This is a genomic window from Colwellia sp. BRX10-3 (assembly GCF_014077505.1).
Classification (GTDB): Bacteria; Pseudomonadota; Gammaproteobacteria; order Enterobacterales; family Alteromonadaceae; genus Cognaticolwellia.
In genome coordinates this window covers 1-13327 of record NZ_JACGWA010000008.1, presented here as the reverse complement: position 1 = coordinate 13327, position 13327 = coordinate 1, and the positions used below count along the sequence as shown (strand labels likewise).

The 13327-nt window shown below is 40.2% G+C and carries 8 protein-coding genes; 5 read left to right on the top strand and 3 right to left on the bottom strand.

The annotated features are described in order from the left end of the window. Positions 1 to 215: 215 nt before the first annotated feature. Positions 216 to 1568 carry a glutathione-disulfide reductase gene (gene gorA / locus H4J38_RS12220; protein WP_182132064.1) on the bottom strand — a complete coding sequence of 451 codons (1353 nt, stop codon included), beginning with the start codon at positions 1566 to 1568 and terminating at the stop codon, positions 216 to 218. A 233-nt stretch (positions 1569 to 1801) separates the two neighbouring features. On the opposite strand from gorA, the gene prlC reads away from it, so the two are divergent. The 5 genes from prlC (at position 1802) to H4J38_RS12195 (ending at position 7522) form a co-directional block, all read left to right on the top strand. Continuing rightward, on the top strand, positions 1802 to 3844 hold the full coding sequence (gene prlC, locus H4J38_RS12215; RefSeq protein WP_182132063.1) for an oligopeptidase A: 2043 nt from the start codon (positions 1802 to 1804) through the stop codon (positions 3842 to 3844). Positions 3845 to 3849: 5 nt separating this feature from the next. After that, entirely contained in the window at positions 3850 to 4563 is a 714-nt protein-coding gene (locus tag H4J38_RS12210) for a DNA-3-methyladenine glycosylase I (RefSeq protein WP_182132062.1), read from the top strand. Further along, positions 4553 to 5344, top strand: coding sequence for a class I SAM-dependent methyltransferase (locus H4J38_RS12205; protein WP_182132061.1), 792 nt, complete (start codon positions 4553 to 4555; stop codon positions 5342 to 5344). Before H4J38_RS12210 ends, H4J38_RS12205 begins: the two co-directional genes overlap by 11 nt. A 193-nt stretch (positions 5345 to 5537) precedes the next feature. After that, positions 5538 to 6011: a peroxiredoxin gene (locus tag H4J38_RS12200; RefSeq protein WP_182132060.1), complete on the top strand. Its 474-nt coding sequence runs from the start codon at positions 5538 to 5540 to the stop codon at positions 6009 to 6011. 326 nt (positions 6012 to 6337) lie between these two features. Next, positions 6338 to 7522 carry an NAD(P)/FAD-dependent oxidoreductase gene (locus H4J38_RS12195; RefSeq protein WP_182132059.1) on the top strand — a complete coding sequence of 395 codons (1185 nt, stop codon included), beginning with the start codon at positions 6338 to 6340 and terminating at the stop codon, positions 7520 to 7522. A 325-nt stretch (positions 7523 to 7847) separates the two neighbouring features. On the opposite strand, the gene H4J38_RS12190 is transcribed toward H4J38_RS12195, so the two are convergent. Then, positions 7848 to 11267, bottom strand: coding sequence for a mechanosensitive ion channel domain-containing protein (locus H4J38_RS12190; RefSeq protein WP_182132058.1), 3420 nt, complete (start codon positions 11265 to 11267; stop codon positions 7848 to 7850). A gap of 449 nt (positions 11268 to 11716) precedes the next feature. Beyond that, on the bottom strand, positions 11717 to 13099 hold the full coding sequence (locus H4J38_RS12185) for a diguanylate cyclase (protein ID WP_182132057.1): 1383 nt from the start codon (positions 13097 to 13099) through the stop codon (positions 11717 to 11719). Between the last annotated feature and the right edge of the window lie 228 nt (positions 13100 to 13327).

Genomic DNA, 13327 nt, shown 5'->3' with positions numbered 1-13327 from the left:
TTAGGAAAACTTAATGCGATTACTGGTTGTAGAATACGAGAAAAAACAGGTGATTATTTGAAACAAGTCTAACTGAAGCCGGTTTTCAGGTGTCGTTAGCACGCAATAACCCTAATCTAATACAATTTATCTCGCCTATAAAAAAACGCTGCATTAAATTATTAATACAACGTTTCTAATAACTAACAATTGAAATAACCAAAAAATAAGTGTGGTTACATAGTGACAAATTCTTCCGCTGAAGTCGGATGAATAGCAACAGTGTTATCAAAATCAGCCTTTGTTGCACCCATTTTCATGGCGACAGCAAAGCCTTGTAGTAATTCGTCGCTACCAAAACCTATGCTATGAATGCCGACTATTTTTTCTTCTTTACCCACACAAACTAATTTCATTCTTGTTGGGTCACGATAATCTTCAGTGATCGCTTGATATAAGGCGGTAAACTGTGAGCTATAAACCTTAACTTGATCAACGCCGTGTTCTTCAATGGCTTCTTTTTCTGACAAACCAACCGTACCAATAACTGGATGACTAAACACCACTGTCGCAATGTTGGAATAATCTAAATGCTCGTTTGGCTTATTATTAAACAAGCGTTCACATAAACGACGACCTGCAGCTACAGCGACTGGTGTTAACTGCGCTCGGCCGGTATTATCGCCAACAGCATAAATACCATCAATATTGGTATTTTGATACTTATCGGTGGTAATAAAACCACGTTTATCGAGTTCAATACCGGTAGATTCTATATTAATATTATCGGTTGCGGGCTCGCGGCCGATTGCCCAGATTAAAGAATCGACTGGGCCAATGGATTTGCCATTCTCTAAATGGATAGTTAATTTGCCATCGTTATGTTTTTCAACACGCGTTGGGACGCTCATGGTGTGTAATGTTGGGCCATGTTTAGCCATTTGCTCTACTAATGTGTCGCTGAGCATGTCATCAAAACCACGTAGCGGCTTTTCTTTACGTACTAATAAATGTGATTCGCTGCCAAGGGCATGCAAAACGCCAGCAAGTTCAACGGCAATATAACCTGCACCAACAACCGCAACTTTTTCAGGCTGTTCAGTCAGCGCAAAAAATCCATCTGAGTCAATACCATGCTCTGCACCTTCAATGCTTGGGCGGCTTGGGCGTCCACCGGTGGCAATCGTAATATGGTCAGCGCTATATAACACGCCATCTACTTCTACGGTATTTTTATTAACAAACTTCGCAAAACCCTTGATCACAGTAACGTCGTTACTGGCAAAACCACGCGCATAGGCCGCATGAATACGTTCAATATAAGCTTCTCTGTTTTCAACTAACTTTGACCAGTTAAAGCTTTGCAATGGCGCTTTAAAACCATAGTCATTCGCATAATGTAATGCATCGGCAATTTGTCCGGCATACCACATGGCTTTTTTAGGTACACAACCAACATTCACACAGGTACCACCAATATGCTTAGCCTCAATAACAGCCGCTTTTTTTCCTAAACGTGCCGCTCGATTTGCTGAGGCAATACCGCCACTACCGGCGCCAATTGAAATGTAGTCAAAATGTTGTGTCATATTATTATTCCTATGTGATTATCTTTCATTATATTGGACTTAAAAAACAAAAATTCAAGCGCATCTGCCAACATAGTTGATTTATAAAACTGAGTTATAAAAACAAATGACATGATATTTAGCATTTAAATTTCAATTTTGTACATCTTCAGCCAAATAGTGACAGCTAAACCTTGATTATCGACTGATCTGCCATTACATCTACACCATCATCTAGCAAACATGCGAATTTTATGACCAATCCATTATTACAAACGACATCACTACCGCAATTTTCTAAAATCAAGCCAGAACATATTAAACCTGCGGTTGAGCAAGCCATCAACGATTGTAAAGCAACAATTGCTGAGGTATTAGCGAACAATACACAATTTACTTGGGCTAATTTAGTGGCACCAATTGATGAAGTAGATGATGTTTTAGGTAAATTATGGTCACCCATTTCGCATATGAATTCAGTGGTTAATAGCGATGAACTGCGTGATGCATATGAGTCATGCTTACCGCTTTTATCTGAATACGGTACATTTGTTGGTCAACACGCTGGGTTATTCGCGGCTTACCAGCAATTAAATGAGAGTGATGCGTTTAAGCATCTCAATACTGCTCAACAGAAAGTGATTAACAACGCCTTAAGAGATTTCAAACTTTCAGGTATTGCACTAAACGAAGCAGACAAAAAACGTTACGGTGAAATTTCTACGCGTTTATCAGAGCTCAGTTCAACTTTTGGTAATAATATTCTCGACGCCACCCAAGCCTTTAGCGTAAATATTACTGACGAAACTGAACTTGCCGGTTTACCCGAAAGCGCGAAAGAAGCGGCAAAAGCTTTAGCACAAGCGCAAGAAAAAACCGGTTGGTTATTTACCTTAGACATTCCAAGCTACTTACCTGTGATGATATATTGTGATAATAAAGCACTACGCGAAAAAATGTATCGCGCCTATGTTACTCGCGCCTCTGAAATAGGGCCAAACGGCGGTGAATATGACAACAGCCCAATTATGGCGGAATTGCTTTCCTTACGTCATGAGTTGTCCAACTTATTAGGCTTTAAGAGCTTTGCCGATAAATCATTGGCAACCAAAATGGCCAATAACACCGGTGAAGTCTTAGGCTTTTTAGAAGACTTAGCGGTTAAGTCAAAAGCCCAAGGCGAACAAGACTTAGTAGAAGTTACTGCTTTTGCGAAACAAAACTTTGGCCAAAGTAATTTACAAGCGTGGGATTTACCTTATTACAGTGAAAAACTGAAACAGGATCGTTACGCTATTTCTGACGAAGAACTTCGCCCATACTTTCCTGAAAGCAAAGTGGTTGCTGGCTTATTTGAAGTCGTACATCGTTTATTTGGTTTAAATATCAGTGAACGTACAGACATTGATACTTGGCATAAAGATGTGAAGTTTTTTGATGTTTTAGACAGCAAGCAACAACTTCGTGGTAGCTTTTATTTAGATTTATATGCGCGTTCGAAAAAACGTGGCGGTGCATGGATGGACGATTGTGTTGGCCGTCGTGAACTCGCTAATGGCGATATTCAATACCCAGTGGCTTACCTAACCTGTAATTTTAATGGCCCAGTTGGTGATAAACCGGCCTTGTTTACTCATGACGAAGTAGTCACTTTATTCCATGAGTTTGGCCATGGTATTCACCACATGCTGACACAAATTAACGCGGCTGGTGTTTCTGGTATTGACGGTGTGCCTTGGGATGCCGTAGAGCTTCCAAGTCAATTTTTAGAAAACTGGTGCTGGCAGCCAGAGGCACTAGCCTTTATCTCTGGTCACTACCAAACCAATGAACCATTACCACAAGACATGCTCGACAAAATGTTAGCGGCGAAAAATTTTCAATCTGCCATGCAAATGATCCGTCAACTGGAGTTCAGCTTGTTCGATTTTAAAATGCATGCCGAATATTCCCCCGAAAAAGGCGATGAAATTCAACATGTGCTTAACCAAGTACGTGATGACTACGCGGTAATTAAAGCGCCAGAGTTCAACCGTTTTCAACATAGCTTTGGCCATATTTTTGGTGGTGGTTATGCCGCCGGTTATTACAGTTATAAATGGGCTGAAGTTTTATCAAGTGACGCTTTCTCTCGCTTTGAAGACGAAGGCATTTTCAACCAAAGTGTTGGCCATGACTTTTTAACCAATGTGCTAGAAATGGGCGGTTCAAAAGAGCCAAGCGAATTATTTAAAGCCTTCCGTGGCCGTGAGCCTAAAATTGACGCATTATTACGTCATAGCGGCATCACAGGTTAATAACAATGGCATTAGAAAAACTTGACGATATTTATCAACGCGCCGCTTCCCGAAAAGGGGGCGCAGCTAAACTCAATATATTGCTAGGCCCCGGTAAACAAGAACATTTATTGGCGGCTATACCTGATGACCGATTTTTATCTGAGTTCAGTAAAAAAGTCTTTCAATCGGGATTTGTTTGGCGCGTTGTTCAGAACAAATGGCCTAACTTTGAAGAAAGCTTTTTCAATTTTAATATCGAAAAAGTCTTGATGATGCCAGAAGAAATGATGGAGCGAAAAGCCAGCGATCCAAAAATTATTCGTAACTTTAATAAGGTTAAAACCATTAAAGCCAACGCCGAAATGATTTTTGAACAGCAACAACAAGGTCAAAGCTTTGCTGAGTTTATAGCCAAATGGCCGAGCGACGATATTATCGGTTTATGGGCTTATTTAAAAAAGCATGGCCAACGTCTTGGCGGCAACACTGGGCCTTATGCTTTGCGCGCATTAGGTAAAGATACTTTTCTACTTAGCCGAGATGTGGAAGCTTATTTTCGCGCACATGACATTATTACTGGCGGCATTCAAACAAAATCTAGCTTAAACGCTATTCAAACAAGCTTTAATAGCTGGCAGCAGCAATGTGACTTGTCCTTAGGTCAGCTGAGTCGTTTAATTGCTTATGCTACTGGCGATAATCATATTCATTTAGAAGATATTGCCGATGCTGAATAAAGTTGCCGTTGCTTATGTCGATGCGGTTGACGTCGACAAAGCAAAAAAAATTGCCAAGAAATGGCAACTGGATTATATCGGTGATATCGCCGCGGCAAAAAACTATCCAAAACTACTATTTGCCTTACAAGTTAACTTGCAACGCCTAGAGCTAAGTAAACTAGATGAGCCAAAACTCGGTGCTATTTGTGTTGATTTTGTTGATGGTGCCACCGCTCATCGCCGTAAGTTTGGTGGTGGTCGTGGCCAAGACATTGCCAAAGCGGTTGGCTTAAAACATGGTTTTACCCCTAATGTGCTTGATGCAACCGCCGGCTTAGGTCGTGATGCGTTTGTATTGGCAACCTTAGGCTGTAACGTTACCATGATGGAACGTATGCCGATTGTTGCGGCCTTACTTGAAGACGGTTTAGAGCGCGCCAAGCTAAGTACTGAAATTAATGATATTACCGATCGCATGAGTCTAATTAGCTCCTCATTGATTGAAAATGTCAACTTAGCTCAGCAACCAGATGTTATTTATCTTGATCCTATGTACCCGCATCGAGAAAAATCTGCAGCCGTTAAAAAAGAAATGCGCGTGTTTCAGTCGTTAGTGGGTGAAGACCTTGATGCTGATAACTTGCTAGCGCCCGCAATTGCCTTAGCAAAATATCGCGTGGTGGTTAAACGCCCAAGCTATGCACCACCACTTGCTGGTAAAGCACCATCAACCAGCATTAATATGAAAAAAAATCGCTTCGATGTTTATGTTAATCAAGCGATTCCAAAAAATAACTGATCACGCTATGCCAATAATTGCCGAGCAAGATTTGCTCAACAATTTAAGGCTTTATTCAGCATAAACGTGCGCTAAGACTGAGTTTATTCTAAACTAATAATCAGCACTATTTAGCTGATGCACATACGATAAGCATTATCCGAAAGCCGGTAATTTCCGGTATCCCATTAACCACAACGACAATGGAAATATTATGATCGCATTAAACGCAACTATGCCTGATGGGCAGCTACAAGAATTAAAAGACGGTGAGATGGTCACCCATAACACGTCAGAATTGTTCGCTAACAAAAAAATTGTCATGTTTGCCGTGCCTGGCGCATTTACGCCAACGTGTTCGGTAGCGCATTTACCTGGCTATGTGGTTTCAGCTGATGAGTTAAAAGTAAAAGGCGTTGACGCTATTATTTGTGTCGCGATTAATGACGCTTTTGTTATGTCAGCTTGGGGTAAAGCACAAAATGCTGAAAACCTTATGATGCTTGCTGATGGCGATGGCAGTTATACCAAAGCGTTGGGTCTTGAAATGGACACTGCAGCATTTGGTGGTTTACGCTCTCAACGTTACTCAATGATCATCGATAATGGTGTGGTAACAAGCTTAAACGTTGAGAAGCCACAAGAGTTTGAAATCAGTAATGTAGAAACTATTCTTAACCAGCTTTAACATTCAGTTAATAGCCAATTGAAAAACAAGGGAGCTGTGCTCCCTTGTTTCACAGCTACATTTTGATTGAACCGTTAAATTAAGAAAAATCAGAATTATTATTGCTTAGTTACCGCCCATCTTTACATTACTTCAAAATTAAAGGGCTACCAATAAAACAGCGTTTAAGATAACCATTATTTTACTCTTTCAATTTTATCTGTTGTGCTTACCTAACCAAGATTCAGTTACATTTTGTTAAAATATCAAGCACATTTTATCTTATCGCGCTAATGCGCTATCTCACGTATAATGCCGCCATTAAAAGCATAAACTAGGTTATTTAGTTGATATTTTCTGATGTAGTTATTATTGGTGCCGGCGCAGCAGGCTTAATGGCAGCAGCAACTGCTGGTTATCGCGGTCGCAGTGTTACTGTTGTTGATATGGGTAAAAAACCCGGCAGAAAAATATTAATTTCTGGTGGTGGTCGTTGTAACTTCACTAATGAAAACACCGCGCCTGAAAATTACTTATGCCAAAACCCTCATTTTGCAAAATCGGCGCTTAGTCGTTATAGCGCTCAAGACTTTATCGAGCTAGTAGACCGTCATGGCCTTAATTATCATCATAAAACTTTAGGGCAATTGTTTTGTGACAACAGCGCGCAAGACATAGTTGATATATTGATGACCGAATGTGAATGGGCCGGTGTCGATGTAGCAATGCGCAGCGAAGTAATTTCAGTCAACAAAAACGCGACCGGTTATGAAGTGGTTACCGCAGGTGAAAGTTACCAATGCGAGTCATTAATTATTGCCTCTGGTGGCTTAACCATGCCGAAATTAGGCGCCAGCCCAATCGGCTATAAAGTTGCTGAACAATTTGGTTTAAAGGTATTACCGACAATGGCCGCATTAGTGCCATTTACCTTACATGATCACGACAAACAAAAATTTGATGGTTTATCGGGAATCAGTATAGCCACGGAAGTAACCAGCGAAGACGGCACTAAATTTAAAGAAAACATATTATTTACTCACCGTGGTTTATCTGGCCCCGCTATATTGCAAATTTCATCATTCTGGCGCTCTGGACAAACAGTAACTATTAACTTACTGCCAGAAACACCTATCGATGAATTGTTCAGCGAATGGCGTGAAACCAGCGGACAAAAATCATTAAAAAATATGTTGGCCACGGTCTTACCGAAACGCTTTATAGAAGCTTTAGTGAAACAAAAAGATATTTCTGATAAAGCTATTAACCAAATCAGTAACGACGAAATTACCTACCTAGGCCAATACCTACATAACTGGCAAATAAAACCTAATGGCACCGAAGGCTATAGAACTGCCGAAGTGACCCTAGGAGGCGTTGACACCGACGAAATTTCATCAAAAACTTTTGAAGCGAAAAAAGCCAAAGGCTTATATTTTATTGGCGAAGCGATTGACGTAACCGGTTGGTTAGGCGGCTATAATTTCCAGTTCGCTTGGAGCAGTGGCGTGGCTTGTGGGCAAGCGGCATAGCTTTTTTTTACGATTATAAATGAAGACGACTTGAATAAGCTGGAGACAAGCCGTGTTAAATAAGGACAAACACATTGATCTCACGATTCAGTAATTTTCGAGCATGTAAAAAATAAATTGAGAACCAGACAAAGACATTTTAAATGCTGTCTGGTTCTATCCTTCCCTGATAAAACTTCAAAAACTTAGCTTTAATGAATATTAGAATAAGTATCCCAAGCTTAAATTCACTGAACTAAATAGCTATGCCCTAAATCCAGTGATTGCAACAATATTTAAAGCTACTATTCGTTAATCCAAAATGAATCAAGCAATAGCTAAACATTTAATCAGTTTCAGTTTTTTCAATAAGTTTGCCCGAAACCAGGTGTAAATCACGCTGTGGAAACGGAATAGCAATTTCATTTTCAGCCAATGCTTTGTTAATGGCTATGTTGATTAAATGTGTCAGCGGCAAACGATTTGTTGGTTGGCTTACAAAAGCTCGAATTTCGAAATCTAACGAGCTATCACCATGCTCCAAAAAGAATACCTGTGGGGATGGTAGTTCCAGTACGTCTTTCTCGGCTTTTACTGCCTGCATGAGGATATCGGTTACCTTTTCAATGTCAGAGCCATAAGCCACGCCAACTTTAACCACGATACGTGTTACTGCGTCTTTTAATGTCCAGTTAATGACATTCTCGGTAATAATAGATTTATTCGGCAGTAGCACTTCGCGGTTATCAAAGTCTGTTACTGTTGTGGCGCGAATTTTAATATTACTGACGGTACCACTTAAATTCCCTATGGTAACGAAGTCTCCCACACGGATGGGCCGTTCAAATAATATGATTAAACCAGAAACAAAGTTGGCAACAATCTCTTGCAAGCCAAAACCTAGGCCAACACCAAGCGCGGCTATAATCCACTGTAACTTTGACCAATCGATTCCAAGCTGCGAGAAGCCTATAACTATACCGCTGCCTACAATGACATAGCCCAATATAGACATAATGGCATAGCGAGCACCATCGTCCATTTCAAATCGCTCAAAGAAACCAATTTCCATGACACCGCGTATATTTTTTGCTGCTAAAATGCCACCAACAACAAACGCTAATGACAAAATAATATTCCACAAGGTAACGCCACTTGAAAGCTCTACACCGTCTACTATTTTTACCTGTTGCCACACGATAATGTCATCAACAATTCCAAGTGCTGGTAGCAGTGGCATCCAGATAAACCAAAGCCCAGCTAACAATAAAAGGCCTGTGAACCAGCGCATAATAGATTGACTTTGGCGCTTCACTTCTTCTTCATCAATGCTTTTACTTTCTTCAGGTGTAGCGATTGCATCACCACTTGATTCCACCTTTGGCTCGGCATTTTTTATCGCTAAATCTTCAGCTTCTTTTTGCTCCTTACGGACCATGTAACGGCGAAATGTCACTAGAAAAACCCGTAACATAATGCCATATATAACCGCCGACATTACCAGTAAGGTACCTGACATAAAGACCTTAGATTGCAGCTCAACCGCAGTATCAAAATAGCCAATCAGTGGCATTAAGCCGATGGCAAAAGGTGCTAACACTGCAATGGGAAAGGCAATAATTGTTAGTATGTTTGCCGGAGTGTCGCCTGCGATGCTGGTGGCCACGCCACTCTTAGGCTGAAAAAATTGATAACTAAATACCGCAATACCGACAGAGCTAATAATAAACGCTAAAATTGCGATGCCGTATCTCAGCTCAGTTTCGCCACTGGCAATTGCGGTAGCAAATACAAAGCCAGTAACTGACTCTAACCAGACAAACCATGAAAGCATAGCGCGTAATTTGAGTCGTGCATTGGCGCTCCAACCAAAGTGTTTTTCAAACATGCCATTTTCACGACACATAGAGCGAAAAAACAAGAGTATTAGGCTTAACGATGAAACAGCCGCTAGCCCTGTCGCTATAGCGATAGAAAAGCTCATTGGCTGAGCACCTTCTGAGATCATGCCGGCGACAGCGAATAAGCAAACGGGTAAGGGTAAAGCTAGCGCGAAAGTTAAAAGTAACGCTAAAGGCGTACTAAAATAAGTGTCATGTTCAACGTCACCCACCTTTTCAAATAAGGTCCACAAAGTGCGTTTAATCGCGCGTCGGCTAGCCAAAATCAGTAACGGTATAGTGATAAACAATAACAATAGAAAAGGCGAAGATATAGCACCGTTATAGAGGTCGTTAACTAAGCTCCACCACGCAGTGGGTGAAAAGAACCACTCAACGCTGATTAACAAATTTAAGCCAAAGTTGCCGGCAATACCTGAGCTGGAAGACGGTAGCCAAATTAATCGTCTTTCCAGTAGCGCGCTTAGCGCAGAGCTTGCCATAAGAAGCTCGCTGAGCGCCAGTTTTTCATCCGTAGTACGATCAGCTTGCATATTAGATGCGTCAATTAAGTTACGTATTAGATCTCGACGAGACCTTGTCAGTTCTTCTGCCTTTTTAAGCTCAAGCGCGGTGAATAAATTTGTCTTGGCATTTTCACTAAGTTCAGGGCTTTTACTCTGTTTGGTTTTTTTACTCAACGCAGGGCTGTTCTCAATCAGTAAACGTTCGGCTGCATCAGGAATATGGGCTAAGCTGCGTAGCCGATCTTGCCACAAAATAACATCAAGCTGTTGTCTAATAGTCGACTCTTCAAGCTTTTCATTGCGTTGTTCAAGCACCGACTCTACTGGCAAACTGGCTCGAAGTCTGCGCAATAGCTCACCGAGTTCATCGGTTACACGACCCGTTGCTAACACTCTATCAACCGTTTCTGACGATTGTTGAACCTCAACGAGTTGCTTTTGCAACGTTGCCACGTTTGTTTCACTCTCTGGCGCGAGGGTTTGCAAATCTTGCAGCTGATTAGCCAGTAATAAATTCTCACTTGCCATTGCCTCAAGAGCTGGTTGTTGCTTTAACTTGGCTAGCACTGCGCTACTACGTTCAACTGTCTTTTTTACTTCGCTTTTTCGATTATCAGCTAAGTAAGATTGCAGTAAAGCGATTTGTTTTTCATAAAATGAGCTTTGAGTGCGCAGTTGGCTTAATTCTGCCTCAACCAGCGACTTGCGAGCTGGAATAGTCGCTATCTCGCTTTCAAGTGCTTCAATTGTGGCGGCAAGTTTATGCGCGTTGGCCAGTTTTTCAAGATGGTCAGCTCTTGCCTCAAGGTTAATATTGTCAGGATTTTGCTTGGCTATTGCTTGATTAATCGCAGTTTCGTCAGCCCGGGTTGCACTTAATTGCTCAGCAATTTTATTAGCTCGTAAACTCAGTACAGTTTGTTCGCTTTGTTTTTCTGAAAGCACCGAAAGGCGATTTTTTTGTTCAGCTCTTTGCAAAAGCAGTTGATTTTTGAGCTTATCAGCCGATTGGCTTTTATCTATTTGCACTACCTGCTCTCGCAGCGCTTGGTTACTTTGTCGAATAGCAATAACGTTTTGGGATGCACTCGCCGCTCGGTCTTCATAATCAATAGTCAGACGTTGCTGCTCTTTCGCAGTCGCCAGCATATCTTGCGCATCTTCGAGCTTGATCAGCGTATCTTTTCGTTGCTTTTCATCTAAATCAGTTGTTTGCTGTACACGTTCAATGGTGGTTTCAATGTCATTGGCAAGATTTGATTCTTGGGCTGCAACCTTGGGTATTAACCCACCTTGCGTAATGCCAATTAATAAAATAAAAACTAAACTTAAAAAGGCACAAACTGATTGTTTTAGCATTCATAAACCTACTGCAAATATTATGATGAGAAAAGAAGAATAAACCACCTACATAATCTATTCAACAGACACTGATTTTATAGGTGTTTGGTTTACCAACTGACGGCTTGAAAAGGTAAAGTGATACTTTTTGAAATAAAAGTAGTTTAACAAAAAATGTTAGATAATGTCGGTTTGAAGATGCCATTATATTTACCGGCATCTTAGTTTGCTTTCAGCTTTTTTTCGCTTGATATTAAGGTTAATAAATTTGCTCTGGTTCTGCTAATGAAAATGAACTTTATCCAATGTAATACCTACGACTAAGCAAGCATATAAACGCCAGCTTATTTACTACGCCTTACTTAGCCAAAAGTGAAACCTACGGTTTATAAGGTTTTCGAATTACTTAATGTCATACCATAAAAAGTATACTTAACTGATGTAGTTATATTTGAGCAATGATCAAGCTACTTTATGATCGTGACTCTATTTTTACCGTTTTTCTTCGACTGATAAAGGGCAACATCAGCCTGTTTCATCTCTTGCTCAAAATCAACACCAAAGCTTGGGTGGCACAGTTTAAAGCCAGCGCTTGCCGTTACAGATAAATAATGTTCATTAACTGATATTTTAAGGTTACAAATGCCTTTAATTAATCTATCCGTTATGATGTCTAAATCAGACGCTTTTTCAATTATCACAGCAAAAGCAAACTCTTCTCCGCCGTATCTGCAATAAGCTTCATCAGCCCTGAAAAAACCGCTGAAGTAGGCTGCTAATTCTTTCAAAATTAAATCGCCTGCATCATGACCATGTGTATCATTCACGACTTTAAAATCATCTATATCTAATAAGCCAAAGGCAATCGAAAGCTGTCGTCGGTCGCAAGACTTGATTAGTCTATGGGTTTGATCAATAAAAAATCGGCGATTAGGAATGTTGGTTAATGGGTCTAAGAATGCAATTTTTTCTAACTTTTCTTTGGCTTTTTGTAGCTCGATTGTTCTTTCTTGCACAAGCTGTTCAAGTTCACTTTTTAGCGATTTTAATTCTTGGTTTCTATATTGTAACTGCTCTAAATGAAACTTCCGCTCTGAAACATCTCGCTCAATTGCACCAAAATGAGTAACTTCCCCATACTTATTTTTTAACGGGATTATATTCATTTCAATCCAATAGGGGCGACCATTAATATCATAGTTTAATAACGTTTCCGTTACCGCTTGATGATTTTTCAATGCTTCTTTAATTCGAGACATTGCTGCTTTATCGGTTAAGTCTCCTTGTAAAATACGCGGAGTTTCACCTATTACTTCTTCTTTTTTATAACCAGTTAATGTCTCAAACGCTTTGTTCACATATATTATTTTCGGCCCCGTCGGGTACTTAATATTATCGGCTTCGCACACAATAACAATGTCTTGAGTATTCTCGACTATGTCTGAGAAAAAATAGAGTTGTTTGAAATCTGATATGTCATTAAAAGAGACAATGATAGAGCGATTATCACTGTTAAGGTCGCCTTCTGTGTAGGCATTTATCATCAGCCACCGCGGAGCTTCTAGCTTACTATGGACAACACCTATAATCTCGTTTTTCAGGGGTTTTTGGGTTCGCTTTACTTTGTTAACCGGATAATTTTCAATCAGTAATTTTTTACCTGTATCATCGACAAAGCTCCATTTAGGGTCGAAAGTATCTTTACCAACTATTTGATCAAAAGTGAGGTCAAATAAACGCAAGGCGGTTGGATTTGCGTAAACAATACAAGTATCCCAACGATGGATAATGACCCCAACAGGTGCTTTTTCCAATAAATTTTTTAGATTAAGACCATAAAAATCTTTCATATAAAATGCTCTTTGCGAGTTTAAAGTGCTCTTTACGAGTTCTAAGATAAAGTTTAGGTCAGTTTGATATTTTTTTACAAATTAATCATATCTTGAACAATATTAAATGATTACATTTTGATTAAATGCTGAATTACTTGATGGGAAGTGAAGTGGCTAACGGCCATTGATAAGACTAACTGTACTTATTACAAAATCAATAGGCATAGGCATAGGCATAGGCATAGG